Below are 24,273 nucleotides of genomic sequence, written 5' to 3'. Positions count from 1 at the left end.
TCCGGCACCGCTGGTCGCCGATAGAACGGCAACTAGAGGGGTTGTGTGACGTGTTGGATTTTGGAATGTCCCCGCCCGAGGTCACCTCGGCGAAGATCTATGCCGGGCCCGGCTCGGGCCCACTGTTGGCTGCTGCGGCGTCGTACGATGCTCTTGCGGCGCAACTGAACACATTTGCTGCCGGCTATTTCTCGGTGATCGCGGACCTGCAGGGTGAAAGTTGGACCGGCCGGGCGTCGGCGGCGATGGCGGCTGCGGCGACACGGTATGCCGAGTGGGCGGCGGCAACGGCGGGGCAGGTCGAACGTGCCGCCGGTCAGGCCCGCGCGGCGGCGGCCGCCTACGAGAACGCTCGTCTGGCGATCGTGCCGCCGGCGCTGGTGACGGCGAACCGCGCGCGGCTGGCGGGCCTGGCCGCGACCAACATCTTGGGGCAGAACACCCCGGCGATCGCGGCCACCGAGTTCGAGTACGCCGACATGTGGGCCCAAGACAGCCTGGGGATGTATGGCTATGCGGCGTCGGCGTCGACGGCGACGCAGCTGCCGGCGTTTCAGCCGCCGCCGCCGACCACCAGCCCAGCCGGTGCCGCTGCCCAGGCCGCCGCGGTCGCCGGTTCCGCGGGCGCCACCGGTGTGTCGAACTCCCAGAACTTTTTGTCGCAGCTGCTTGCGGGGTTGCCGCAGCAACTCGGCGGCCTCTCCACCGGGGCAGCCGCAGCGCTGCCCGCCCAAGCCGATCCGTTGTTGCCGCTGGCGGGCATCGAGGCGATGAACATCCTGCTGGGGCCGGCATCGTTCGGCATGCAGACTGCCCGGACCATCTCGGCGGTCGGCTCCTTCTCGCTGGCCGGAAATGCCTACATGCTCACCCACGGCAATGCCGGCATCGGTGCGGCCAGTGCTGTGGCGCCGGTCCTGGCGAAGGAAGCGGTACCGGTAGCCGAGGCGGGTGCCGCGGGCAATCGCCCTGCGGTGCTTGCCCATATGGGTGGCGACGCGGCACCAGTGGGACAGCTGTCGGTGCCGCCAGCCTGGGCGGACGCTACCCCGGTCGGCGCCGCCACCAAAGAACCGGTGTGGCTGTCGGACGCAGAGCTTGCGGACACGTCGGAGGGTGGTGCGGTGGCGGACATGCCCGGCGCCTCTCCGGCGGTGGGCATGGGGCCGATGGCGGCAATGATGGCCGGCGGGGCGGCGGGGCGTCAAACGGTCGCCGGCGCCCTGCGGGTCGCGCCCAGCCGCTTCAAGATGCCCCGTCCGTCCTGCGGCGGATAGCTGATGCCCGGCGACGGGGCAGTTGATGTTTGATTTCGGCGTCCTGCCCCCCGAGATCAACTCGACCAGGATGTATTCCGGTCCGGGGTCGGGGCCGATGCTGGCGGCGGCTGCGGCCTGGGACGGTATCTCCGCGCAACTGGAGTCGGTGGCAACCGGTTACTCCGCAACGATCTCGACGCTGCAGGGCCAGCACTGGTCGGGTCCAGCCTCGGACGCGATGGCGGCGGCCGCCACCCATTACATGGCGTGGGCCACGGCGACCGCGGCGCAGGCCGAACAGACCGCCGCCCACATCCGGGCGGTGGCGGGCGCTTACGAGACGGCATTCGCCGCAACCGTGCCACCCGCGGCGGTAGCGGCCAACCGGGCCCAATTGGCGATGCTGGTGGCCACGAATTTCTTCGGCCAGAACGTGCCGGCGATCGCAGCCACCGAGGCCGTCTACGCCGAGATGTGGGCCCAAGATGCCACCGCGATGTACGGCTACGCCGCAGCCTCGGGCGCGGCGGGCACGCTGACGCCGTTTCAACAGCCGCCGCAGACGAGCAACCCGGGCGGGCAATCCGCCCAGCACGCCGCGGTGGCGCGGGCTGCTGCCGATGTTGTCGCCGGTGCGCCGCAACAGTCACAGCTCCTCACCGCGGCACCGGCGCTGGCCCCGCAGGCGGGACCTGCCCAGGCGTCGTCGTGGCCGGTCGTCAGCGTGTTTGCCGGCCTGGGCCCCCCATTAGGGGTCCTGGGCGTAGCTCAACAGGTGGTGTTCACCACCGGATCGCTGGGAATCTTCGGGATGGCGATTCTCAACACCCAAGCAGAGGCGGCCTTGGAGGCCGAGCTGTTTCCTGCGGCCGTCTTGGTCGATGCGCACCCAACCGTCTCGGCGGGTGCCCCGGCCGGCGTGCTGGCGGGGGTAGGCAAGGCGGCGCCGGTGGGAAAGTTGTCGGTGCCGCAAAACTGGTTGACCGCAGCGCAGACATCCGCTGCCGCCGATCCGGCTGCTCGATCGCCACGACCGGCGACCGTCCGTACGCCACCCGTGGCGGTCGCCAATTCGGTGGGCCACGCCGCGATGCCACCGGTAATGGGACCGATGGCCCGTCAGGCGCCTCGCAGCGACGGCACCCTGATGTACCGCATGCGGGATCGGCGTTTTCGGATGCCCCGGCCGCCTGCGGCCGGATAACCACTGCCGCCGCCGACCACCGATGCTCAGCTTTCATTCGGAGTGTCGGATGGCTGTTCCGCGTCCCGGGACCAGCTGGCTGGCATCATCGGCATGGTCGGGCCGCTCGCGAAAGTGTCACCGTTCAATGTTGTCAAAGCCGTTGTGCTGGTGGCGGTGTCGTTGTTGTGGGCGCCGCCGTCGTGCATTCGGTTCAGGGCACCAGCACCACCTTGCCGACGTTCTCCCGCGCGGCCAGGATGCGGTGGGCCTCGGGGGCGTTCGCAAACGGCACCGCCGCGTGCACGATGGGCGCCGCGGTGCCGTCGGCCAGCGCCTGCGACAGCGGTGCGATCCAGGGTTCGAGCGTGCCGCGGTCGTCCCACAGTCGCAGCATGTTCAGGCCGATCACGGTCTTGGATTGCTCCATCTGAGTGAGCAGGCTGAAGCCGCGCAGCATCGCCAGCGCCTGCGGGGCCGCCCGGCGCAGCGATCGCTTCTCGCCCTGTTGCAGCGACGAAAGGCCATAGGCGACGAGCCGTCCGCCGGGGCGCAACAACGCCATCGACCGCCGCAGCGAGGTGCCGCCGAGCCCATCGAGCACGATGTCGTAGGGCGGCAGCCCTTTCCACCAGCCGTTGCGTCGATAGTCGATGGCGCGGTCGATGCCCAGTGCTTCGAGCTGTGCATGCTTACCTGGTGACGAGGTCCCGTCCACGACGGCGCCGGCGGCCTTGGCCAGCTGGATCGCCGCGATACCGACGCCGCCGGCGGCCGCATGCACCAGCACGCGTTCGCCGACCTGCAGTGACCCGTAGCCGTGCAGCGCCGCCCACGCCGTCGCATAGTTCACCGGTACCGCAGCGCCCTGTTCGAAGCTCATCGACGGTGGCAGCGCCACGGTGTCGGCGGCGTCGGCGTTGACGATCTCGGCGTACCCGCCGAAGCGGGTGCCGGCCAGCACCCGCTCGCCGATACGTGCCGGATTCACGCCGTCACCGACCGCTTCGACGGTCCCGGCCACCTCGTAGCCGACCACGCTGGGCACCTTCGGCGCATCCGGATACAGCCCGACCCGGGCGAGGTGGTCGGCGAAGTTCACTCCCGCCGCACGTACCGCGATACGGACCTGGCCGCTCGCCGGTGGCAGCGGGTCGGGGCGATCCTGCACCTGCAGCACCGAGGGAGGCCCGTGTTTGGTGATGACGACGACGCGCATGGGTTTCAGCCTATTGCCGTTGGGTCCATAATCCTTGCCATGGACGTTCTCGCTGAGCTGAACGCGTTGGTGGCGTTGTCGGGCGGTGCCGTCGGCGCAGCGGTGCGGGCGGTGTGCGCCCGCACGCTGGGCCTGCCGCCGCTGCCGGCCGAGGTGGACGGTGACCGGCTCGGGGCCGATCCGGCGGTGGCCGAGTTCGCCGAACAGTTCAGCGTCGACGTTTCGGTGATCACCGAAGACCAGCGTGACCGGCTGCGAGACGCCCTGGGGGACGCGGCCTTTGACGCCGTGGTGCAGATGTACATCGCCGACTTCGTGCCGCGGGTGCGTGCCGGGCTAGCAGCGGTGGGTGTTTCGGTGTCGTGGTCGGAGGACATCGTGTGGGACCACTCGAGCCACCCGGGCGAGGCGTTGTTCAACCGGTTCATGCCCGCCGTGGCCCGGCTACGGTCGTTGGACGCGGTGACCTCCGAGGTGGTCCGGTTGCGCGGTGCGGCCCAGCACAACTGCCGGTTGTGCAAGTCGCTGCGGGAGACGACCGCCCTGGACGCCGGCGGATCCGAGAGGCTCTACGACGAGATCGAACGCTTCGAGTCCTCCCGGATGCTGAGCGAGCCGCAGAAGGCGGCGCTGCGCTACGTCGACGCGCTGATCTGGACGCCGGCGCGCATCGATGCCGACGTCGCCGCCGGGGTACGCCGACACTTCACCGACGACCAGATCATCGAGCTGACGCTGGATGTGATGCGCAACGCCGGCAACAAGATCGCGGTGTCGCTGGGTGCCGATGCGCCGCGGGTCGCCGACGGAACCGAGCCCTACCTGCTCAACGCGGAAGGCCAGACAGTCTTCAGCTGACTCAGTCGGTGTGACGGGCGAGGAAGCCCAACACTGCGTCGGCGAAGATGTCGTTGCGGTCGCCGGCGACCATGTGCCCGGCACCGGCCACGTCGATGAACTCCACCTGCGGGAAGCGGGTCAGGAACAGCTCGGCGCTCTCGGCACTGACCAGATCACTGAGCTGGCCGCGCACCAGCAGCATCGGCACGCCGTCGCCGAGGATATTGCCCACCGCGGCGTTGAGCCGGTCGACGTCGTGGATCTCCAGCGGCGAGAACTCGTCTGAGCCGCTGACGAATTTCGGGTCCCAGTGCCAATACCAGCGGTCTCCCCGGCGGCGCAGGTTGGTGGTGAGGCCCTCCAGGTCGGCGGGGCGGGGCCGGTGCGGGTTGTAGGCGGCAATCGCGTCGGCGACCTCGTCGAGGGAGTCGAAACCCGAATCCATCCGCTCGGCCATGAACGCCTGAATCCGTTCGGCGCCGGAGGCATCCATGTTGGGCACGATGTCGACCAGCACCACCGCGCTGGCCGCGCCGGGCGCCAGCTCGCCGGCCAGCAGCATCGCGGTGAACCCGCCCAGGGAGGCGCCGACCACCACCGGATCCGGCGGCAGCGTGCGCAGCACCTCGTTAACGTCGGAGGCGAAGCTGACCAGCCGGTAGTCGCCTTCGCTCGCCCAATCCGATTCGCCGTGGCCACGCAAGTCGACGGTGATGGCCTGCCAGCCACGCTGGGCCACCGCGGCGGCCGCGCGGCCCCACGAGCGCCGGGTCTGCCCGCCGCCGTGCAGGAACACCACCGCGCGTGCGTCGGGATCACCGTGACGGTCGGCGATGATCCGGACATCGCCGGGTGTGTGGGTGACGAACGTTTCCGCGGTCATGGTGGGATCGTAAGCCGGTGCCGATTGGCGCTGCTCACTTGCCCAGCAAAAACCCTTGTTGAGCTGCTTGTTTCCGGACTACGATGGGGGACTCACCGGCTGGGGAGGGCGCCATGGCCCGATTTCTCGCACTGGCCTACGCGGTGCTCAACTATCTGGTCTTCCTGGCGGTTTTCCTCTACGCCGTCGGCTTCGTCGGCGACCTCGTGGTGCCGCGCACCGTAAACCACGGCCCGCCGGCGCCGATCGCCCGAGCGATCGTGGTCGACGTGCTGTTGCTGGGCTTGTTCGCCGTGCAGCACAGCGTGATGGCGCGACCGGCGTTCAAGCGATGGTGGACGCGACTGGTACCGCCGGACATCGAACGTAGCACCTACGTTCTGGCGTCGAATCTCGTTCTGGCCCTGCTTTTTTGGCAGTGGCGTCCGGTCCCGCCGATCATCTGGGATGTCGCGTCGCCGGTGGGGCGGACCGCGCTGTGGGTGCTGTTCTGGATCGGTTGGGCGATCGCGCTGGCGTCGACGTTCATGATCAGCCACTTCGACCTGTTCGGGCTGCGACAGGTTTACCTCGCGTGGCGCGAACGGCCCTATCGGCCGGTCGGATTCCGCGCCTCGGCGCTGTACCGGGTGGTGCGCCACCCACTGATGCTGGGGTTCGTGATCGCGTTCTGGGCCGCGCCCACCATGACCGCCGGCCACCTGCTGTTCGCGGCGGCGACCACCGGCTACATCCTGATCGCGCTGCAACTGGAGGAACGGGATCTGTCGGGGATGCTCGGTGAGGAATATCGGCAGTACCGTCGCCGGGTGCGGATGCTGATTCCGGTCCCCAGGCGCGACGTCGCGTCGCGGTAGTTCAGGCGAACGGCTGCAGGAGGAACCGCCCCCAGGCGAGGAAGGCGAACACGGCGAGAAACATCGCGTCGCCGGCCATGAGTCCCCACTCGCTGCGCCGGAACCTCGTCGTAGCGGCCCCGGCCATGAAGAGCATCAGGCCGCAGGCGGCGATCGGCACCAGCAGCGGTGCCACGCCGAGGACCGCCGGCAGGACAAGACCGAGCGCAGCGATCAGCTTGATCGTGCCGATGGCCTTGAAGTGGCCGGTGGTGAAGTCGTCGACCCAGTGCTGGTTGGTGCCCAGCGACCGGTACTTGTCCTTCGGCATCAGCAACAGGATCGCGCCGCCGATGGCATACCCGGCGGCGGCGACACCGGCGATGATCCACAGGGTGGTATTCATGGCTGCTCCTTCGTGGTTACGTCGGTCGGGTGAGGCTCGTCATCACCTATGACGGACCGGTACGACGAGAGGTAACCGATGACGAGCGAGTCGCAGCTGGCCGAGATTTTCGAGCAGCATCGTCCTCGGCTGCGGGCCCTGGCCTACCGGGTTCTGGGCTCGTGGTCGGATGCCGAAGATGCCGTGCAGGAGGCATGGCTGCGGCTCGCCCGTCAGGACGCCGACGCAATCGACCACCTGCCGGGATGGTTGACGACCGTCACCGGCCGCATCTGCATCGACGCCCTTCGGTCGCGTGCTTCCCGGCCCGAGATCCCGATCGATCAGGATCTTCCGGAACTCGTGGTGAGCGATGACGCCGAGACCCCCGAAGACACCGCGGTGCTGTCGGAGTCGGTCGGCCTGGCGCTGCTGGTTGTGCTGGGATCGCTGCGTCCCGATGAGCGCCTTGCGTTCGTGCTGCACGACATGTTCGCGGTGCCGTTCGCCGAGATCGGGCAGCTCCTCGGACGGTCGGCCGACGCGGCCAAGATGGTCGCCAGCAGGGCGCGCCGCAAGGTGCAGGACGTGCCGCAGCCGGCGGGGGACCGGCGGGCGCAGCGAGAGGTCGTCGACGCCTTTCTGGCGGCCGCGCAGGGAGGCGATTTCGACGCCCTGTTGCGGGTGCTCGACCCCGACGTCACATGGCGTCAACACACGTCGCGCGGGGTGACGGTCATGACGGGGTCCTCCGCGATCGCGGAGGCGGTTCGCCGGGGCCAGGGGGCGCGGATCACCGCTCGTCGCGTGCTGGTCAATGGCGAACCAGGCATCCTGGCCTGGGGGCCGACAGGCCGGCCGCTGAGCTTGATGGCCTGCACTGTGCGAGCCGGCCGCCTGGTGGGCATCGTCTCGATCGCGGACCCGGCGCGGCTGGCCGGCATGGATCTGCCGCAGGATCCCCAAGCGCCCGCCAGCGCCCATCAGCGGCCACGGAGGTGAACGTCGGACTGTTGGGGCGCACCGGGGCGTGGTCGGCGGTCATCCCGCGCGCTAATGTCTTGGTCGTGCGGAGGCTTCGCGCCGACGCCGACCGACGATCTTGCGGGACAGTCATCCGCAGCTAGTTGGTGCCGGGGGCGGTAGCTCAGTCGGTTAGAGCCGCGGACTCATAATCCGTTGGTCGCGGGTTCGAGCCCCGCCCGCCCCACCGTAAAGGCCGATACGTCGCGCAGTTCCCCGGCCGGGTGTCCTGACTGCGGTGATTCCGGCCGCGGCTCGGCGGCCGGAATCACCGCAGTCATCCCCGTCGTGGTTCGGCAATCGCGTCACCGGCTTGTGACGTCGTGCCTGCCGCAAGCCCGCTGCGCGGTTACACGTTGAAGAACGAAGCCAGCAACGCTTGGAACAGCTCCGGGATGGTGAGCGTCGGAATCTCGTTGATCGTGGTCATTCCCTCGGTAACTGATGTGGCAGCGTCGATTTGGGCTTCGGTCAAGCCGAGGTAGGAGTTGTGGAGGGCCAACCCGATCAGCACATCCTCAAAGCTTGTGTTCCCGCCGAACAGCAGGTCCCACCAACTTTCGTACACGTTGTTCGTGAAGATGTCGCCGTCGATGTTGAATATTTGGGTTTCGTAGAAGTTGGTGGGGACGGCGTCGGGGTTGGCACCGAGCATCACGAAACGTAACGCGTCGGTGGGCACGCCCGCTTCGATGAGGTCATCTTGGGCGTGGGCGGCCACCAGGCTGCTTTGGGAGTAGGTGAAGATGGTCAGCGGATCGGTGCACACGCCTGCGTCATCGCAGCCCATCGCGCCGGCGTTGTAGTCGGTGAGGATCGCGTCGATGAGGATCTTTTCGCCGCCCGGGACGCTCTCGAAGAAGTCATAAGAGTTGGGCAGCGTCAGCGCCTCCGACGATGCAACGGTGCCCTGGTACCCCAGCGGTTCCAAGTACAGGTCGATCCCGTTGCTGATGTAGTTGGCACTCGGTGTCGGGATCCCGGTCGGGCCCAGGACCAACGCGTCGGTCGAGCCGTAGAGGAATTCGTAGTTATTCTCGTCGGCTGCGTTGGCTGTGGCGGCGAATGCCATCGCGGCGCCACACAGCGCGGCGCCGATTATCAGTCGCTTCATAGCTCCCCCTTTTTCGCAAAGATCCCAGATGATGTCGTCCGGCTGTTCTGCTCGGCATGTGAATACATCGATCGACACCTCCCCGGTGTAGATGTGAATCCTGCTGTGGCGGCACCGGTTGCCGACATACGGATTATTGCCGGTGGCGTCAATTTAGTCCCCGGAATCGAAATAATCGCCCACCGATTACCGATGCCAAGTCTCCTGATGCACTAAGTGAATGGCCTCTGGAACATAAGCGGAAGATAAGCGGACGAACGTCCATGGAAAAGGACTATTGAGCTTTACCGCGGTTAACTATGCCATTGACAAATGGCACAATCAGTGATGTCATCTCAAACGTGACGGAACCCCACGGCGCGGCGCTGCCCGCCATACCCACCCGTGCGCCCCTGCGGGCCGTGCTGTCAGCCACCACCCGCTGGACGCTGGGATGTCTCACCAGCGCGATCCCGATGAATCGACCCGGTGTCTGGTTCGGACGCAGGTTGATCGCCACCATCATGGCGGCGTTCGGGTCGATGCCCGGCGGCACACGGATCGTGCCGGTGACCGGTCCCGGGTTGCGCGGGGAGTGGGTGCTCGGACCGGGCGTGGAGTTCGGCAAGCGCGCCGGCTACTACGTGCACGGCAGTGCCTACGTGATCTGCTCGGCGCGGACCCACCGCAAGCTGGTCGCGCGATGGTCACAGGCCACTGGCCTACCGATGTTCGTGGTGGATTACCGGCTGGCGCCCGAGCACCGGTTTCCGGCGGCGGCCGACGATGTCGAAGCCGGCTACCGGTGGCTATTGGCCCAGGGGTATGCAGCATCCGACATCGTGATCGGTGCGGACTCCGCCGGCGGTCACCTGGCCTGTGACATGTTGCTCGCGCACGCCGAGGACCCGCATTTCCGGCCCGCCGCTGTGGTGCTGTTCTCGCCGTTGATCGACCTGAGCCTGGGTCTGGCCCTACAGCAGGAAGTGGTGCGCCGCGACCCGGCGATGTCGGCCCGCGCCGCGCGCCGCATGGTGAGCCTCTACATGCGCGGACATGACCAGGCCGACCCGCGTCTCCGGCTCGACTTCGCTCGAGCGGATCGGCTGCCGCCGACGCTCATTCAGGTCGGTGAATACGAGATGCTCAGCGCTGACGCACGGTACCTGGACGCCGAACTGCGCCGGGCCGGCGCAACGAGCACCCTGGAGATCTGGCCGGGGATGGTGCACGTCTTCCAAGCGCTGCCTCGGCTGGCGCCGGAAGCCGCATCGGCGCTGCGGCGGGCGGCGGCCTTCATCGCCGATGCCTACGGCGACGAGCGATCCGACGCCCTCGAGGGGGTGTCGTGATCTTCGGCATCGACACGGTGCTCAACGCCTTCCGGACCGACCGGCGCTCGGTCAAGGCCAAGGCGGTGGTCACCGGTGCCGGCAGCGGTATCGGACGTTCCTTCGCCCTGGAACTGGTCCGCCGCGGCGGCGACGTCCTCTGCGCCGACATCGACGCCGCCCGCGCGGCCGAGACCGTGGCGCTGATCGAGCAGCTTCCCACCGGCATCGGACATGCGGTGCAGTGCGATGTATCCGACCGTGCCGCAGTCGAGCAGCTGGCCCGGCATGCCCTGGAGGTCTTCGGCGGTGCGCCGACCCTGGTGATCAACAATGCCGGCGTCGGCATCGGGGGAAAGCCGGTCGGCGACATCGGCTTCGAGGACTGGGAGTGGGCGCTCGGGATCAACCTGTGGGGAGTGGTCCACGGCTGTGAGATCTTCACACCGATCCTTCGCGAGGCCGGCCGCGGCGGGATCATCAACGTGGCATCGGCGGCAGGATTCGCTGCCGCGCCCTCGATGGCGGCCTACAACGTGTCCAAAGCCGGCGTCATGTCGCTGTCGGAGACGCTGGCCGCCGAACTCGATGGGACCGACATCGCGGTCACCATGTTGTGCCCGACCTTCGTCAAGACCAACGTCTTCACCGACGGCCGGATCACTCCCGGCTCGATGAGCCTCAGCCAGCAGCTGGCCCGCTGGACCGGATTGTCCGCGGACAGTGTCGCGGCGCGCACGCTGGACGCGCACGACAGCGGGCGGCTGTATGTGGTGCCACAGTTCGACGCCACCGTCATCTGGCACCTCAAGCGACATTTCCCCGCGCTGTATGCCCGTGGCGCCGGCCTGCTCGGCCGCGTCCTTCCCAAGAACTGAACCGTCTCACGAAAGGAATACAGCCGATCATGGCGATGGACCTGGACGACATGCTGCAGAAGATCAAGGACAAGCAATGGGCTCTGGTCGATATCGACTGGGATGCCCCGGGAGCCGAGCTCATCGAGCCGGAGCTGTGGGCCAAGCTCAAACCGTTCATGACCGACCTGATGTGGATCGAGAACGTTGGTGCCCGCGGATTCGCGGCGCTGGCCAAGAAGGCGCCGACCCCGACACTGAAGAGCATCTACGAGCACTTCCACGCCGAGGAGCAGAAGCACGCCAACGCCGAGCTCGCGCTGATGCGACGGTGGGGCATGCTGGAGGACGACGAAGTCCCGCCGCCGAGCGTCAACGTGCAGCTGGTGATCACCTGGCTCGACAAGTTCTCCGACGGCATGTCGTTGTCGATTCTGGGCACCGTCATCCCCATGTTGGAAGTAGCCCTCGACGGCGCGCTGATCAAGTTCATCACCGACGAGGTCAAAGACCCGGTGGCCCAAGAGGTGTTCAAGCGGATCAACTCCGACGAATCGCGTCATCTGGCGGTCGACTTCGAGGTGATGGACATCCTGGGCCACGCCAGCATCCGCAAGCTGGCTGTCGAGCTCGTCGGCAGCTGGGTGAACCCGGCGCTGGTGATCGGCACGTTGAGCTACTTCCCGCTGCTGAACAAGATGCGCGACAACATCGTGGCGATGGGTGTCAATGAGGAACGGCTCTACCAGGCGATGCGCCGGTTCCAAAACGTCGGTGAACGAAGCGCATTCGCCCGCCGGGTGCCGATGTACCGGTTGATCTCCTGGCACGGCAAGAAGGTGATCGACCGCAGCTCGAAGTACCACTGGCTGGCAGACTCACTGGTCAAGGTCACGGGACTCATCCCGGCGTCATTGGTCCGCCACGAGCCGAGTTGGTCGCGGGAACTGACCTATGAGCCGGTCGCCTGAAGGAGCAGTCGCATGACGATATCTGTAGCCATCGTCGGCGCCGGGTTCGCCGGCATCGGCGCCGCCATTCGCCTCAAGAATCAGGGCATCACCGATTTCGTGATCTTCGAACGTGATTCGCGTGTCGGCGGCACCTGGCGGGACAACACCTATCCCGGCGCGCAATGTGATATCCCGTCACGGCTGTACTCCTACAGTTTTGCGCTCAACCCCGACTGGTCGCAGACGTATTCGGGTAGCGCTGAGATACTCGATTACATCGACGGGATGGTCGCGTCCGCCGGGATCGCCCCACATATCCGATTCCAGCACAACGTGACCGCGCTCGGTTATGACGCCGAGGCAGGCGAATGGACGATCGACATCGCGGATCGGGAACCGGTGCGGGCCCGTGCCGTGATCGTGGCCTCCGGCCCGCTGGCCAATGCCAGCCTCCCGGATATCCCCGGAATCGACGACTACCAGGGCCGCAAGATCCATAGCGCCCGTTGGGATCACGACTACGACTTCGCCGGCAAGAAGGTCGCCGTCATCGGCACCGGCGCCAGCGGTGTGCAGATCATTCCGGAGCTCGTCAAGGTCGCCAAGTCGGTCAAGGTGTTCCAGCGCACGCCGGGCTGGGTGCTGCCCAAGGTCAACACCTCGACCAGCGGTCCGCTCAAATGGGTCTACAAGAACGTGCCGCTGGCCGAGAAGCTGATGCGGTCCGCCTGGTACTGGGGCCACGAGTCGGTAGCCCTTGGGGTGGTATGGGACACCCCGCTGACCCGGCTCGTCGAAGCCCTCAGCACCGCCAATCTGCGTCTGCAGGTGAAGGACCCCTGGATGCGTCGCCAACTGACACCGGACTTCTCGGCCGGATGCAAGCGGCTGCTGATGACCAGCGACTACTACCCGGCACTGCAGGCGGACAACTGCACCTTGGTGACCTGGCCTATCGCCCGCTTGTCGCCCAAGGGAATCCGCACCGTTGAGGGCATCGAGCACCGATTCGACGCCATCGTATTCGCCACCGGCTTCGATGTTTCCAAGGCCGGGACCCCATTCCCGGTCACCGGCCTGGACGGTCGCGATCTGGCTTCGGAATGGAGCCGCGGCGCCTACGCCTACCGCAGCGTCGCGGTATCGGGTTATCCGAACCTGTTCTTCACCTTCGGTCCGAACTCGGGTCCCGGCCACAACTCAGCGCTGGTCTACATGGAGGCCCAGATCGACTACATCGTCGGGGCGATCTCCAAACTGCTGCAGTTCGATTGGAAGTCGCTGGATGTACGGCCCGAGGTGCAGTCCCGCTACAACAAGGACATTCAGCGGCGCCTGGAATCGACCACCTGGAACTCCGGATGCCAGAGCTGGTATCTGACCGAGGACGGCTTCAACGCCACCATGTTCCCGGGGTTTGCCACCCAATACGTCAACCAGCTCAAGACGGTTGACTTGAAGGAGTTCAAGATCACTGTGGCCGAGACCAGCCGCGACCCGGTTCTGAGCACATAGGCTGCACTGGTGGCCGAGTACCGGATCGACGACCTCGCACGGGAGGCGGGAACGACCACCCGCAACGTTCGGGTCTACCAGGAGAACGGTCTGCTGCCCCGGCCGCAGCGCCGGGGCCGCGTCGCGATCTACACCGACCGGCACCTCAAGCAGCTGAAGGCGATCATTCGCTTGCTCGGCGAGGGCTTCACGGTCAAGCACATCCTGAAGTTCCTCACCGGTCTGCAACGCGGCGAGGATCTGGTCGAGGTGTTGGATCTGGCCGATCTGGGCGAGCTGGTGACTGCGCCGTGGTCGAACCCGGTGTCGCAGACTATGACCCGCGAACAGCTGGAAACGCGGCTCGGCAGCCTGGACGACCCGATGCTGCGTCGGCTCGCCGATGACGGAGTGATCGAGCCGAGCGCCACCGACAACAACTACCGGGTGATCGATCTGCGCCTCGTCGATGACCTGGCCACGCTGATCTCGCGTGGTATGCCATTGTCGGCACTGCTGAAGGCCACGAGCGCCGTCGACAAGAAGCTGGACGAAGCGGCCCGAGTTCTCACTCGCAGCGGTTACTCGGAGGTGGTGCGCCAGCGGGGGGCTGGGTGGTTACCCGCCAACGACGACGAACTCGCCTGGGCCGCCGATTTGGTCGATGCCATGCGCCGGGTGGCCAGGCGGGCAGCGCACGCCAGTCTGGACCGCGCGTTCGATGCAGCGGTGCGGGCCGAGTTGCGACAGTATCGGCAGGAGAGCAACGAGCACGGCGCTCGGCTGGAAGAGAGCCCCTGACGCACCCCGGATTCCTGAAGGCCTTGTCACGTTCACGTCGGCTGACGAATGCTGGGGTCGCTTGCCGAAGCCGACGGCGCGGTGCGGGAGGCCGGGCTGCGGCTGGCCCGATGTCGGCGGCGTCGACAACCTGACCGGATGGTTGATGACGGTGGTGGCGCGGGTATCCGGTGGACATGCCCCGATCTCGCTACGCCGATCCGTTCGCCCGGTGGTGAACGGGGTGGCCGGCGTTCCCGACAGCCCTGGAATAGAAGGTCTGCAAACACCATGTCCGACATCACAGAGTTGCACCAAGCCTTACTCGCACGCGTCTTCGACACCAATGCAACTGCGCCGCTTGAGCTGCGCCGGGCCGCTTTCGAAGACACCGGGCTCGACGAACCGATCAGCACCTTGATCGACACGGTGGCGCTTCGGTCCTACCGGGTGACCGACGAGGACATCTCCGCCACCCGCGCGGCAGGCCTGAGCGAGGACCAGATCTTCGAGATCGTGGTGTGCGCCGCCGTCGGCCAGGCGACACGCCAGTACACCAGCGCGCTGGAAGCGTTGGCCGCCGCCGGCGAACGGGGCAAGCCATGAGACTCGCCATCCTTGATCACGGACATCGCCTGCGCACCAAAGCCGTGCTGGGAATCATTCGGCTGGTGTCGCGCCAGCCCGTCGTCGACGCTGTCAAGCTGGCCTTCTATCGCCCGGAGTTCTACGGCGGCGGTGCCCTCACCAACGAGGCGATGCGCGGGCCGTCGGCGTGGTCCATCGGGGAGCGGGAACTGATGGCCGCTTATGTCTCCAAGGTCAACCAGTGCCCGTTCTGCGTCGCCGCGCACACCGCCACCTCCAACATTTGCTACGACGACGCGACGGCCGCGGCCACACTCGCCGATCTGGAGACGGCTCCGATCGCCGAGCCGCTGCGGGCGACGCTTCGCCTGCTCGGCAAGCTCACGCGCGAGCACAGCATCGATGCCGATGACGTGCGAGCCGTACTGACGGCCGGCGTTACTCCTGAGCAGGTGAAAGACGCCCTGGCGGTAAGCCTGGTCTTCAACGTCACCGACCGGTTGGCCAACGCATTCGACTTCGAGGTGGCCGACCCGGCTGCGATGCAGGCCGGTGCACGCCATCTGGTGAAGCGCGGTTACGCCTAGCAAACCGCAGGCGGCCTCGCAGGAGGCTGAGCGTCACACCGAACTCGTCGGCGTCGACGCCATCGTGGTGCATCGCATGGTGCAATATGCGGCCCGGGCCGTAACGCCGCCGAGATCGTGGGCGCCGGCTACAGCTTTCCGGCGACGAAGTCCGCAGCCTCGTTGACCATCCCTGCCGAGATATAGGCGCTGGCCAGGTGTTGCGGCCAATTCTCTTGCCAGGTATTCGGGTCGGCGGGGTTGCAGATCGGGTCGGCGCCATGACATTGCTCGATGGTCCGATCGTTGTAGATCGGGTTGAAGTTCGTGATGGGACCGACCCATTGACTGCCGTTGCCGAACAGTGCGACCGCGGCGATGTGCTCGTCGGCGCCGGGTGGCAGGGGATTGGTGAAGCCCCACGCCTGGAAGGGAACGGCAAGCACTACGTCGGTGACTGCGGCGCCCAGTGAATAGCCCCCCGCCACAATGCGGGTGTTCGGGCAGCCGTTGATCGTGTTCTGGATGTGGGCGCTCATATCGTTGGCGCCCACGTCGATCTGATTGTCAGCGGGGTAGTTCACCGCATACAGACTGACGTGTTTGGAGGTCTTGGAGCGCAGCGCGCTGACGAACGCGTTGCCGACCGCGCCGGCCCCGGGCGATTCCAAACGCCCACGGGCGAAGACCACTTCGACGTCGGGGCAGGCCGCGCTGGCCGGTGCAACCGCGCCGGGTGCCCCGGCGGGGATCACGACGGGGGCGGTCAGTAGGGCTGCCGCCAGCACAGTGACCCGACTTGCGAGTCGCAATCGGCGGGCCGAAAAAACGCTCACGAAGTGGATAGTAGTGGTCCGCCGACGCACCGTCGCCACCGAGTCGGACTCGGTCGACACACCTCGTCCAGCGACGGCGCGTCGCGCCGCCTTAGCTGACCCGCGACTCTTCGAGATAGGCCGCCAGCGCGTTGGTCAGTCCGCGGCGGGCCTCCTCGAGATCGGCGTACGAGCCCAGTTGGCGCTCGGAGACCAGCCCGCGCATCGCACCCGGAATGAGAGCGGCCACCTCGCGCACCCGCTGTGGGTCGACCCCGAGGCCTGCGAACGCGCTGTGGCAGGTCTGCAGCCAGCTTCTGCCCCAGGAGAACAACTCCGCCGCGGTGCGCGGGTACAGCCGTTCCAGCTCACTGTGATCGCGCGGGAGCGCGGCCCGCAGGTTCTCGATCGCCCGCGAATCCTGCGACGCCAACCCGTCATAGAGCGTGTCGATGATCGCGGCGACCCGATCCCGCAGCGGCGCATCCGTTTTCACACCGGCGAATGCCGACATCGCCGCATCGCGGCGTTCGGCGGTCCGATGCAGCACCGCCGCCCAGAAGCCGTCGACGTCGCCGAACTGATACTGCACCGCACCCCAGGTGGCGCCGCTCTCCCTGGCGATCCGGCTGGCCGACACCGCTCCCGGATCGCCGGTGGCCAGTGAGCGCACTGCGGCGTCGAGCATCGCCTCGCGGGTCGCCAGCCCCCGCTTGTTGCTGCGCCGTGGCGCCGGTTGCGTCATCCCGGGAATCCTAGCAACATTTCCATAGCACCCACTATGATTCTGGTGCGGGTCGAACTATGCTGCGGAAGTCGGCCCGGTCGAGACTTCGGAGAGGACATTTGCGCATGGCTAAACCGCCGCTGTCGATGAAGCCGACCGGCTGGTTTCAGGTCGCCTGGTCCGACGAGATCGGTATCGGCGAGGTCCACAGCATGAAGTACTTCGATCAGGAGATGGTCGCCTGGCGTGCCGAATCCGGCCAGCTCACCGTGATGAACGCCTACTGCGAGCATCTCGGGGCGCACCTGGGCTACGGCGGCACCGTCTGCGGCGAGGTGCTGCAGTGCCCGTTTCACGGCTGGCAGTGGAACGCCCAGGGCCGCAACGTCTGTATCCCCTACCAGGACAAGCCCAACCGCGGCCGGCGGATCGGCACCTACCCGGTCGTCGAGCGCAACGAGTCGGTCTACATCTGGCATGACGTGGACCGACGCGAGCCGTATTTCGACCCGCCCGACGTGTTCGCGAGTTTCGATGACCGCACCGCCGCCGACTATTACCCGCAGCAGCGGCTTTACCGGCAGTCTCTCGAGATGCACCCGCAGTATGTGCTGGAGAACGGGGTGGATTTCGCCCACTTCAAATACGTGCACCGCACCCCGATCGTGCCGGTGTTCACCCGCCACGACTTCGCGGAACCGGTGTCCTACGTGGACTTCACCATCACCTTCGAAGGCGACGACGGTCAGCGGATCGAAGATGTCAACAGTGGGGTGGAGGCCATCAACGGCGGCCTGGGCATCGCGGTGACCAAGAGCTGGGGCATGATCGACAACCGCACCATCTCGGCGATCACCCCGGTCGACGACCGCACCTCCGACGTCCGGTTCATGGTCTACATCGGCCGGACGCCGGGCGCCGACCCCGTGCGCGCCGAGGCCCGGGGCGCCGAGTTCGGGCGGGAAGTGATCCGCCAATTCGAACAGGACATCCACATCTGGTCGCACCAGCGCTATTCGGACCCACCGGCCCTGGCCAGCGCCGAGTACGAGGGCTTCACCGCAATCCGGCAGTGGGCCAAGCAGTTCTATCCGGACGGCATCGGCGGCAGTGCTGCCGAGGTCGCTGAAGCCACGGCCCAGAAAGGCTCACCCGCATGACCGCATCCGACGCACCGATCCGCGTGTTCCAGGTCGCCACCGGCAATGTCGGTACCGAGATGATCAAGCGGATCGCGCCTCGCCCCGATCTCGAACTTGTTGGCGTGCATTGCTATTCGCCCGAGAAGGTCGGCAAGGACGCCGGCGAGCTGGCCGGGATCTCGCCCAACGGGGTGATAGCGACCGGGACCGTCGAGGAGATCATCGCCGCCAAGCCGGACGTGCTGACCTTCCACGGCGTGTTCCCCGATGAGGACCTCTACGTCAAGGTTCTGGAGGCGGGCATCAACATCGTCACCACCGCGGACTGGATCACCGGCTGGCATCGTGACCACAACCACCCGCACCCGTCGGGGAAGCCGGTGACACAACTGCTGGCCGAGGCGTGCAAAAAGGGCGGGTCGACCTTCTACGGCACCGGGATGAACCCGGGCCTCAACCAGATCCTGGGCGTGGTCGCTGCGGCCGACGTCGCCGAGATCGAGAACGTCACCACCATCGAATCGGTCGACGTGTCATGCCATCACTCAAAGGAGACCTGGATCGAGGTCGGCTACGGCCAGCCGGCCGATGATCCGGAGATCCCGGCCAAGCTGGAGAAGTTCACCCGCGTCTTCGCAGACAGCGTGCTGATGATGGCCGACTGCTTCGACGTGACACTCGACGAGGTCACCTTCGGCTATGAGCTGGGGGTGTGCACCAAAGACGTCGACTTGGGCTGGTACACCTTGCCCAAAGGTTCGTTGGGCGGCAACTACATCAAGTACCAGGGCATGGTCGACGGTGTGCCGCGCGTCGAAACGCACCTGGAATGGCAGATGACCCCGTACACCGAACCGAACTGGAAGATCAAGGGCTGCTACATCACCCGGGTCACCGGCGATCCGTGCGTGTACAACAAGCACATGATCTTGCCGAAGCCCGGCGTCGACCTGTCCGATCCGGACAACTTCGCCTCGATCGGGATGACCGTGACCGGGCTGCCGGCACTCAACGCGATCAGTTCGGTGGTGGCCGCCCGTCCGGGCCTGTTGACCAGTGCCGACCTGCCGTTGCGGGGTTTCGCCGGCCGCTTCAAACTCTGATCGGTCCGAGGCCCGGCCGAGCGTCAGGGACTTGCCGGGGTCCCCGCCGAACCGCCCGCTGTCGCCGACGAATCGGGCAGCGGCGTGCCGGAGCTGCCTTCGGGTAGCGGCGTGCCGGAGCTGCCAACGGGCGGTGAAGCCGGCGCCGGATTGGCGGGGCGCGATGACGGGCCTTGAGCCGGGGCCGGCGCCCGATGGCTGCCGCCACTCGCGGGGGACTGCGATCCGGCTCCGGCCGGAGCCTGCGGCTGCGGCGCGGCCGGCCGGGACTGCGGTTGCGGCGCCGGAACCACCCACCGGATCAGGTCGGCGCCGCCGGCCTGATACACCATGCTGTTCGGCGCGTCGCCGGTGACGTCGAAATAGACCTTGCCGCTGGTCTTCTGGCCCTGGGTCAGGCCGGTCGGCACGATGCCCTGCGGAGTGGGCACGGTGAACAGCGACTGGTAATCCTGGCCGCTGGCGGAGCGGGCACTGAGATTGGCGACGATCGGGAACACGGTGCCCTGGATCGCCTCGTCGGTGGCGGTGGCCTCCCACAGCGTGCCGCGCGGTTGGTAAGGGATGGCATCCGAGCTGGGCCGTAGGTCGGCGACTGTCCAGCCGTGCACTCCGGGACCCTCCGGCAGCGTGCCCTGGGTGCCGAGCGGGTGAGTGGCCGGGGCAGGCTCGTCCGCGGCGGCGATTCCGGTGCTGAACGCACCGGCGGCGGCCAATGCGCCGGCTGCCAGGACGGTCGAGATGGACTTCATGTGGTCTGACTCCTCGGTTCGGCGGCATCCCGGTGATTGGTACTCAGGTACTGAATCCTAACGGGCCGCCGACCGGGCCGCCGCGGAAACGAGTCCGGCCCGGCCCCGCGGAAGCGGAGGCCGGGCCGGATGAACGACCTATGGCGCGGTCAGTTCGACCCGGTCACGTTGCTCGTGCCGCTGGCTGCCGGCGCACCCGGGGCGGGAAGCGGCGTGCCCTGGTTTCCACCCGAAGCCGTCGCGCCGCCGGCGTCGCTGCCGTGCGAGCTGGCCGCAGCCGGGCTTTCCGACCCTGAGGTCGGGGCGCCGGGGGTCTCGGCGGGAAGCGGCGTGCCGGAGCTGCCGGCCGCCGCCGGGGTGTTGGCCGGAGCGGACGCCTCGGGGGTGCCCGCCGAGGTCGGCGTCTCCGAGCCGCTTGCCGCTGCCGGGGTGCCCTCGGTGCTTCCCGTGGTCGCCGGCGTGCCGTCGGCCTCGGCCGGCAGCGGGGTGCCCTGGCTGCCGGAGTTCAGCGGCGTGCCCTGACTGCCGGTGGCCGACGGGGCGCCCTCGCTGCCGGTGGTCTGGTTGCCGGCGGGCGCCGGGGTGGTCTGGCTGCCCGACTGCGCCGGCTTTCCGCTGGTGGCCGCAGGGTTGCGCTGCGAGCCGGCCGCCGGGGCCGACGAACCGCCGTTGGTCGGCGCTGCTTGCACCCAGATCAGCTGGTCCTTGCCGGCGAACTGGTAGACCGCGCTGTTGGGCGCGTCGCCGGTGACGTCGAAGTACACCTTGCCGGTGGTCTTCTGGCCCTGCGCCAGGTTCGAGGGGTTCACGCCCTGCGGGGTGGCGACACCGAACAGCGCGGGGTAGGTCTGACCGCTGGGCGACCGGGCGCCGAGGTTGGCGACGACCGGGGTGACGGTGCCCTGGATGGCGACGTCGGTGGCGGTGGCCTCCCACAGCGTGCCGTGGGGCTGGTAGGGGATGGCGTCCGAGCTGGGCCGCAGGTCGCTGATGGTCCAGCCCTGGATGACCCCGCCGTTGTCGATGGTGGCCTGGCTTCCGATCGGGTGGGTCGTCGGAGTGACGTCACCGGCGTCGGCGCCGGCGGTTGCGACGCTGAGGGCGCCGGCCGCGGCCAACGCTCCCGCTGCTGCGACGGCAGTAGTGATCAACTTCATTATTGGTTGACTCCTCGGTTCGACTGGATCTCGGGGGTTATGCAGTCCAGACCGCAGATCTTAACGGATTTGACCTTGTTGTTTGCCCGCGTCTCAGAGTTGCGATACATCTCGTTGCGTCGGCGCGGCACGGCCGGTCAGGAATGCGAACTCCACCAGGAATAGAACTGCTCCAGGCTCGGGGTGCTGTGTTCGGTGCGCAGCGCCGCCATCATCAGGTCGGCATCGTTGGTCCACACCAGCGTGGGCGAGCCCTGTCGCGTGCCGCACAACAGCATTCCGCTCGGTTTGTCCGGTGTGGCGGTCCGGTGCCACGCCCCCGGCGACTGGATCCGGCCCGGACAGGTGACGACGTTGGTGGCCTGCACGGTGTTATCGAAACTCAGCCGCAACGTGCCGGCATTCGGGAACAGCGAGTAGGTCGCCGAGGGCGGGCCGTCCACATCGACGTTGCGGCCGCAGGTCACCTCCGCGATGGCGCCGCCCATCGGTGTGGTCGACGCGCAGGCGTCCTGCGGATAACCGGCGGGCAGCAGTTTGAGCAACCGCGCCTGGGCTTCGGCGTTCGACGCCGGCGATGCGGGCTCACTGGCAGCGGCGGCGGACCCCGGCAGGTCGCCGTCGGCGGCGAATTCATCGGAACCCGACCGGTTCGTCAGCCAGGTGATCAGCCCCACGACCACGGCCAGCGCCGCGGCAAGACGCAGCAGTTTCTTGCGTTTGACGGGATCGCGATAGGCGGGCACCGGTCGCGGCGAGCTGAACCAGTCATGGTCGGGGGCCGAGATGCGCGGAATGCTCGGCTGTCCGGTGGCGCGGACGGCGGCACCCACCGGTTCCGGTGCCGGAGCGGGTTCGGTTTCCGGTGCGGCCGGCGCGGTGGGCGGCGGGGTGCTCGGTTGGGTCGCAGCCTGTGACACCGGCGGGGCGGGCGACATCGGCGGGGCGGGCGACACCGGCGGGGCGGGCGGCACCGGACCTGCCGGCGACGTCGCGGTCGGTGCCGCCGGTGGTTTCGGTTGTTCGGGCGGCTGCGCAGTCGGCACCACTGGCGGCACGCTCGGCTTCGGTTGCTCGATCAACGGCGGGGTGGACTGTTGACTGGCTTCGTAGATCTGCAGCGTCCGGTGCTGATCGGGCGCACCGAGCGCCTGATAGGCCGCGGTCGCCAGTTCGGCGGCGCTGCCATAGCGCTCCTGAGGATCCTTGGCCATGCCCTTGGCGATCACCGCGTCAAAGGTGGGCGGGATCGTGGACCCGGCATGGCTGGGCCGCGGAATGGGCTTGGTCTGATGAGCATTGGCCAGCATCTTGACGCTGTCGGCCCGGTACGGCGGTGAGCCGGTCAAGCACTGGTAGAGCACGCACGCCAGCGAGTAGACATCGACGCCCGGGCCGAAGTCGCCGCCGGAGAACAGCTCCGGCGCCGAGTACTTCCAGCGAGCGCCCGCGTGGTCGGCGTCACCGGCGTTCGCCCCGGGCGCCCCGGCGATGCCGAAGTCCACCAGGTAGACGAAGTCGTCACCGGTCAGCAGGAGGTTCCGCGGTTTGACGCCGCGGTGGATCACCCCGGCGGCGTGCGCGGCATCCAGCGCCGAGGCGGCCTGCCACACGATGTTGACGGCGCGCGACGGCGGCAGCACCCCGGTGCGTTTCAGCAGCGCGGAAAGGTCGGCGCCGTGGACCAGGGGCATGTCGATGAAGACCTCGCCGTCCAGTTCGCCGTAATCGCGGACCGGCACCACGTGCGGTTCCTGAACCCGCCCGACGGTCAGCGCCTCACGCTGCAACCACTCCCGGAACGCCGGGTCGCGGCCCAACGCCGGTGCGAGCAGTTTGAGCGCGGCCGGGCGATCCTTCTGCGTGTCGACGGCTTCGTAAACCTCGCCGGTGGGGCCGCGGCCCAGCAGTCGTTTGAGGAGGTAGCGCCCAACACGTGACCCAGCCCGCGAACCCGGCGCGGTCTCGCCCATCATCGACTCCTCAAGCAGACCCGTGAACACCGACCACCGAACCGGCGGTTGATGACATTGCCGCCAATAATTTCACCATTGAATCCAGCGGCTATCAGCCGGTCGTGCCAACCTGCCCCGAAAGGCGGTCTGCGGTCACCGGCCGGTCAAGTTGCTGATCGTCAAGATCTCCAGGTTGCGGTAGGCGCGCCCGGTGGGCTGCACCAGATCGTGGAACCAGACCTGCGGCTCCGCGGTGTAGGGGCTGTCCCAGGAGTCCCACGGCAGGTAGGTCTGCGTTCGCCCGGCGACGAAACCCCAATTGTAGGCGCCCACATTGTGGCGCTTCATGATCGGCAGAATCCCATCGATGGTGTTGCCCTTGGTGCGCGCCAGATACTCGGTGCACATCATCGGCCGGCCCAGCGGAGCGAGCTCGGCGATCCGCTCACTGAACGCCGCCGGCCTGTCATAGGAGTGGAACGTGATGATGTCGGAGCTGTTGAGCTGGGTGTTGACGATCGTGCTGCCCTGCCGCGAGCCCTCCCAGATGCCACTGGTCAACGGCTGACGAGGGTCGACCGCGCGCGCCCAACTGAAGACCTGGGGAAGCAGGTCGCTGATGAGGTCGAGTTTGTCGGAGCGCTCGACGCTGCTGTACTCCCGAGCCATGTTGTCCGGCTCGTTCCACAGGTCCCAGGCCAGAATCCGTTCGTCGTAGCGGAACTGGGTCATCACGCCGGTGACGTAGTCATAGAGGGTGCGGTAGTAGTTGCGGTCACCGAGCCGCTCGGCGCCGGGGCTCTGCACCCACCGCGAGTTGTGGATACCGGGCCGGGGCGCAAGCTGCTGGCCCGCCTTGGGGTGCGGGTCCCAGCAGGAATCGAACAGTACGAACATCGGCTTGATCCGGCGCCGGGCAGCGACGGAGACGAACTGGGCCAGCCGGTACTGGAAGCCCTTACGGTCGGCCGCCCAGAGCTGGTCGTGCAGGAACACCCGCACCGTGTTGAACCCCGCCGAGCGGGCCCAGCCCAGCTCGGCGTCGATGCGCCGCAGGTCGAAGGTTCCGGGCTGAAACATCTCGAGCTGGTTGACGGCGGTCGAGGTGATGTAGTTGGAGCCGACGGGCCAGCCCTGCGCCTGATACCAGCGGTTGGCCCGGTCGATCGACCACCGGCCGGCGTCGGCACCGGCCCGCGGGATCCGGCTCAGGGCGGGACCTGCCGCCAACAGGAGCGGCAGCCCCAGTGCCGTTCGACGCTTCACGCAGTGACCATAGCGCCCGGCTCGCCGGTGCGGCGGGTGGATGTCCGGCCTGTCGCCGGGCAAATC

Annotated in this window: 25 protein-coding genes and 1 tRNA gene; 15 read left to right on the top strand and 11 right to left on the bottom strand. The window is 67.5% G+C overall.

The features are described 5' to 3' along the window. Window positions 1-65 precede the first annotated feature (65 nt). Window positions 66-1,277, top strand: coding sequence for a PPE family protein (locus G6N19_RS01430; RefSeq protein WP_013828533.1), 1,212 nt, complete (start codon window positions 66-68; stop codon window positions 1,275-1,277). Window positions 1,278-1,302: 25 nt separating this feature from the next. Further along, window positions 1,303-2,463, top strand: coding sequence for a PPE family protein (locus tag G6N19_RS01425; RefSeq protein WP_193465636.1), 1,161 nt, complete (start codon window positions 1,303-1,305; stop codon window positions 2,461-2,463). 26 nt (window positions 2,464-2,489) lie between these two features. Here G6N19_RS01425 and G6N19_RS21730 read toward each other — a convergent pair whose 3' ends face one another. Both G6N19_RS21730 and G6N19_RS01420 read right to left on the bottom strand, forming a co-directional pair. Beyond that, the gene (locus G6N19_RS21730) at window positions 2,490-2,651 is read right to left on the bottom strand and encodes a PPW family C-terminal domain-containing PPE protein (RefSeq protein ID WP_220096108.1); all 162 of its coding nucleotides are present in this window, start codon (window positions 2,649-2,651) and stop codon (window positions 2,490-2,492) included. A gap of 5 nt (window positions 2,652-2,656) precedes the next feature. Next, window positions 2,657-3,661 (bottom strand): zinc-binding dehydrogenase, encoded by a 1,005-nt coding sequence (locus G6N19_RS01420; RefSeq protein WP_193465635.1) that lies wholly within the window; start codon window positions 3,659-3,661, stop codon window positions 2,657-2,659. Between the two features lie 39 nt (window positions 3,662-3,700). On the opposite strand from G6N19_RS01420, the gene G6N19_RS01415 reads away from it, so the two are divergent. After that, complete coding sequence (locus tag G6N19_RS01415) at window positions 3,701-4,519, top strand: carboxymuconolactone decarboxylase family protein (RefSeq protein WP_013828536.1); 819 nt, start codon at window positions 3,701-3,703, stop codon at window positions 4,517-4,519. Window position 4,520: 1 nt separating this feature from the next. Here G6N19_RS01415 and G6N19_RS01410 read toward each other — a convergent pair whose 3' ends face one another. Beyond that, window positions 4,521-5,384, bottom strand: a complete 864-nt coding sequence (locus tag G6N19_RS01410; RefSeq protein WP_013828537.1) for an alpha/beta fold hydrolase — start codon at window positions 5,382-5,384, stop codon at window positions 4,521-4,523. Window positions 5,385-5,497: 113 nt separating this feature from the next. On the opposite strand from G6N19_RS01410, the gene mddA reads away from it, so the two are divergent. Then, window positions 5,498-6,241 (top strand): methanethiol S-methyltransferase, encoded by a 744-nt coding sequence (gene mddA / locus G6N19_RS01405; protein ID WP_013828538.1) that lies wholly within the window; start codon window positions 5,498-5,500, stop codon window positions 6,239-6,241. Between the two features lies 1 nt (window position 6,242). On the opposite strand, the gene G6N19_RS01400 is transcribed toward mddA, so the two are convergent. Beyond that, the gene (locus G6N19_RS01400; protein ID WP_193465634.1) at window positions 6,243-6,626 is read right to left on the bottom strand and encodes a DoxX family protein; all 384 of its coding nucleotides are present in this window, start codon (window positions 6,624-6,626) and stop codon (window positions 6,243-6,245) included. A 78-nt stretch (window positions 6,627-6,704) separates the two neighbouring features. Between G6N19_RS01400 and G6N19_RS01395 the strand changes: the two genes are divergently transcribed. Beyond that, the gene (locus tag G6N19_RS01395; RefSeq protein ID WP_193465633.1) at window positions 6,705-7,607 is read left to right on the top strand and encodes a sigma-70 family RNA polymerase sigma factor; all 903 of its coding nucleotides are present in this window, start codon (window positions 6,705-6,707) and stop codon (window positions 7,605-7,607) included. Between the two features lie 134 nt (window positions 7,608-7,741). Next, window positions 7,742-7,815: transfer RNA gene (locus G6N19_RS01390), tRNA-Ile, on the top strand. Between the two features lie 162 nt (window positions 7,816-7,977). Here the strand turns inward: G6N19_RS01390 and G6N19_RS01385 are convergent. Next, a complete protein-coding gene (locus tag G6N19_RS01385; protein ID WP_193465632.1) occupies window positions 7,978-8,742 on the bottom strand; it encodes a PE-PPE domain-containing protein in 765 nt (254 codons plus the stop codon). A 341-nt stretch (window positions 8,743-9,083) separates the two neighbouring features. Between G6N19_RS01385 and G6N19_RS01380 the strand changes: the two genes are divergently transcribed. The 7 genes from G6N19_RS01380 (at window position 9,084) to G6N19_RS01350 (ending at window position 15,311) form a co-directional block, all read left to right on the top strand. Beyond that, complete coding sequence (locus tag G6N19_RS01380; RefSeq protein WP_232062479.1) at window positions 9,084-10,073, top strand: alpha/beta hydrolase; 990 nt, start codon at window positions 9,084-9,086, stop codon at window positions 10,071-10,073. Next, the gene (locus G6N19_RS01375) at window positions 10,073-10,930 is read left to right on the top strand and encodes an SDR family NAD(P)-dependent oxidoreductase (RefSeq protein WP_408632478.1); all 858 of its coding nucleotides are present in this window, start codon (window positions 10,073-10,075) and stop codon (window positions 10,928-10,930) included. The genes G6N19_RS01380 and G6N19_RS01375 overlap by 1 nt, the downstream gene beginning before the upstream one ends. Before the next feature lie 29 nt (window positions 10,931-10,959). Continuing rightward, entirely contained in the window at window positions 10,960-11,880 is a 921-nt protein-coding gene (locus tag G6N19_RS01370; RefSeq protein WP_193465629.1) for a ferritin-like domain-containing protein, read from the top strand. 12 nt (window positions 11,881-11,892) lie between these two features. Further along, a complete protein-coding gene (locus G6N19_RS01365; protein ID WP_193465628.1) occupies window positions 11,893-13,377 on the top strand; it encodes a flavin-containing monooxygenase in 1,485 nt (494 codons plus the stop codon). Window positions 13,378-13,386: 9 nt separating this feature from the next. Then, window positions 13,387-14,157 carry a MerR family transcriptional regulator gene (locus G6N19_RS01360; RefSeq protein WP_193465627.1) on the top strand — a complete coding sequence of 257 codons (771 nt, stop codon included), beginning with the start codon at window positions 13,387-13,389 and terminating at the stop codon, window positions 14,155-14,157. 270 nt (window positions 14,158-14,427) lie between these two features. Further along, window positions 14,428-14,742 (top strand): hypothetical protein, encoded by a 315-nt coding sequence (locus G6N19_RS01355; RefSeq protein ID WP_013828547.1) that lies wholly within the window; start codon window positions 14,428-14,430, stop codon window positions 14,740-14,742. After that, window positions 14,739-15,311, top strand: a complete 573-nt coding sequence (locus G6N19_RS01350; protein ID WP_193465626.1) for a carboxymuconolactone decarboxylase family protein — start codon at window positions 14,739-14,741, stop codon at window positions 15,309-15,311. Before G6N19_RS01355 ends, G6N19_RS01350 begins: the two co-directional genes overlap by 4 nt. Window positions 15,312-15,439: 128 nt before the next feature. Here the strand turns inward: G6N19_RS01350 and G6N19_RS01345 are convergent, their stop codons facing one another. Together G6N19_RS01345 and G6N19_RS01340 are read right to left on the bottom strand one after the other, a co-directional pair. After that, complete coding sequence (locus G6N19_RS01345; protein WP_041319737.1) at window positions 15,440-16,126, bottom strand: cutinase family protein; 687 nt, start codon at window positions 16,124-16,126, stop codon at window positions 15,440-15,442. Window positions 16,127-16,217: 91 nt separating this feature from the next. After that, a complete protein-coding gene (locus G6N19_RS01340) occupies window positions 16,218-16,850 on the bottom strand; it encodes a TetR/AcrR family transcriptional regulator (protein WP_013828550.1) in 633 nt (210 codons plus the stop codon). Between the two features lie 107 nt (window positions 16,851-16,957). On the opposite strand from G6N19_RS01340, the gene G6N19_RS01335 reads away from it, so the two are divergent. Together G6N19_RS01335 and G6N19_RS01330 are read left to right on the top strand one after the other, a co-directional pair. Next, window positions 16,958-17,992, top strand: coding sequence for a Rieske 2Fe-2S domain-containing protein (locus tag G6N19_RS01335; protein ID WP_013828551.1), 1,035 nt, complete (start codon window positions 16,958-16,960; stop codon window positions 17,990-17,992). Beyond that, window positions 17,989-19,077 (top strand): NAD(P)H-dependent amine dehydrogenase family protein, encoded by a 1,089-nt coding sequence (locus G6N19_RS01330; protein WP_013828552.1) that lies wholly within the window; start codon window positions 17,989-17,991, stop codon window positions 19,075-19,077. The genes G6N19_RS01335 and G6N19_RS01330 overlap by 4 nt, the downstream gene beginning before the upstream one ends. A gap of 23 nt (window positions 19,078-19,100) precedes the next feature. Here G6N19_RS01330 and G6N19_RS01325 read toward each other — a convergent pair whose 3' ends face one another. From G6N19_RS01325 to G6N19_RS01310, 4 genes are all read right to left on the bottom strand, one after another. Further along, window positions 19,101-19,829, bottom strand: coding sequence for an MPT63 family protein (locus G6N19_RS01325; RefSeq protein WP_013828553.1), 729 nt, complete (start codon window positions 19,827-19,829; stop codon window positions 19,101-19,103). 149 nt (window positions 19,830-19,978) lie between these two features. Continuing rightward, window positions 19,979-20,986 carry an MPT63 family protein gene (locus G6N19_RS01320; protein ID WP_193465625.1) on the bottom strand — a complete coding sequence of 336 codons (1,008 nt, stop codon included), beginning with the start codon at window positions 20,984-20,986 and terminating at the stop codon, window positions 19,979-19,981. 137 nt (window positions 20,987-21,123) lie between these two features. Further along, a complete protein-coding gene (locus tag G6N19_RS21505) occupies window positions 21,124-22,959 on the bottom strand; it encodes a serine/threonine-protein kinase (RefSeq protein WP_041319739.1) in 1,836 nt (611 codons plus the stop codon). A gap of 135 nt (window positions 22,960-23,094) precedes the next feature. Next, window positions 23,095-24,207, bottom strand: coding sequence for a cellulase family glycosylhydrolase (locus G6N19_RS01310; protein WP_013828556.1), 1,113 nt, complete (start codon window positions 24,205-24,207; stop codon window positions 23,095-23,097). Window positions 24,208-24,273 lie beyond the last annotated feature (66 nt).

This window comes from Mycobacterium novum (assembly GCF_010726505.1).
Classification (GTDB): domain Bacteria; phylum Actinomycetota; class Actinomycetes; order Mycobacteriales; family Mycobacteriaceae; genus Mycobacterium; species Mycobacterium algericum.
Note: the sequence above shows the minus strand (reverse complement) of the source record. Positions and strands in the feature narration are given on the sequence as shown.

What these genes read in the sequence shown, in the direction of transcription:
- G6N19_RS01400 (WP_193465634.1), bottom strand. Translation starts at nt 6,626, where the DNA reads ATGAATACCACCCTGTGGATCATCGCCGGTGTCGCCGCCGCCGGGTAT.
- G6N19_RS01420 (WP_193465635.1), bottom strand. Translation starts at nt 3,661, where the DNA reads ATGCGCGTCGTCGTCATCACCAAACACGGGCCTCCCTCGGTGCTGCAG.
- G6N19_RS01330 (WP_013828552.1), top strand. Translation starts at nt 17,989, where the DNA reads ATGACCGCATCCGACGCACCGATCCGCGTGTTCCAGGTCGCCACCGGC.
- G6N19_RS01415 (WP_013828536.1), top strand. Translation starts at nt 3,701, where the DNA reads ATGGACGTTCTCGCTGAGCTGAACGCGTTGGTGGCGTTGTCGGGCGGT.
- G6N19_RS01410 (WP_013828537.1), bottom strand. Translation starts at nt 5,384, where the DNA reads ATGACCGCGGAAACGTTCGTCACCCACACACCCGGCGATGTCCGGATC.
- G6N19_RS01320 (WP_193465625.1), bottom strand. Translation starts at nt 20,986, where the DNA reads ATGAAGTTGATCACTACTGCCGTCGCAGCAGCGGGAGCGTTGGCCGCG.
- G6N19_RS01370 (WP_193465629.1), top strand. Translation starts at nt 10,960, where the DNA reads ATGGCGATGGACCTGGACGACATGCTGCAGAAGATCAAGGACAAGCAA.
- G6N19_RS01350 (WP_193465626.1), top strand. Translation starts at nt 14,739, where the DNA reads ATGAGACTCGCCATCCTTGATCACGGACATCGCCTGCGCACCAAAGCC.
- G6N19_RS01430 (WP_013828533.1), top strand. Translation starts at nt 66, where the DNA reads ATGTCCCCGCCCGAGGTCACCTCGGCGAAGATCTATGCCGGGCCCGGC.
- G6N19_RS01335 (WP_013828551.1), top strand. Translation starts at nt 16,958, where the DNA reads ATGGCTAAACCGCCGCTGTCGATGAAGCCGACCGGCTGGTTTCAGGTC.
- G6N19_RS01395 (WP_193465633.1), top strand. Translation starts at nt 6,705, where the DNA reads ATGACGAGCGAGTCGCAGCTGGCCGAGATTTTCGAGCAGCATCGTCCT.
- G6N19_RS21505 (WP_041319739.1), bottom strand. Translation starts at nt 22,959, where the DNA reads ATGGGCGAGACCGCGCCGGGTTCGCGGGCTGGGTCACGTGTTGGGCGC.
- G6N19_RS01340 (WP_013828550.1), bottom strand. Translation starts at nt 16,850, where the DNA reads ATGACGCAACCGGCGCCACGGCGCAGCAACAAGCGGGGGCTGGCGACC.
- G6N19_RS01385 (WP_193465632.1), bottom strand. Translation starts at nt 8,742, where the DNA reads ATGAAGCGACTGATAATCGGCGCCGCGCTGTGTGGCGCCGCGATGGCA.
- G6N19_RS01365 (WP_193465628.1), top strand. Translation starts at nt 11,893, where the DNA reads ATGACGATATCTGTAGCCATCGTCGGCGCCGGGTTCGCCGGCATCGGC.
- mddA (WP_013828538.1), top strand. Translation starts at nt 5,498, where the DNA reads ATGGCCCGATTTCTCGCACTGGCCTACGCGGTGCTCAACTATCTGGTC.
- G6N19_RS21730 (WP_220096108.1), bottom strand. Translation starts at nt 2,651, where the DNA reads ATGCACGACGGCGGCGCCCACAACAACGACACCGCCACCAGCACAACG.
- G6N19_RS01325 (WP_013828553.1), bottom strand. Translation starts at nt 19,829, where the DNA reads ATGAAGTCCATCTCGACCGTCCTGGCAGCCGGCGCATTGGCCGCCGCC.
- G6N19_RS01355 (WP_013828547.1), top strand. Translation starts at nt 14,428, where the DNA reads ATGTCCGACATCACAGAGTTGCACCAAGCCTTACTCGCACGCGTCTTC.
- G6N19_RS01425 (WP_193465636.1), top strand. Translation starts at nt 1,303, where the DNA reads ATGTTTGATTTCGGCGTCCTGCCCCCCGAGATCAACTCGACCAGGATG.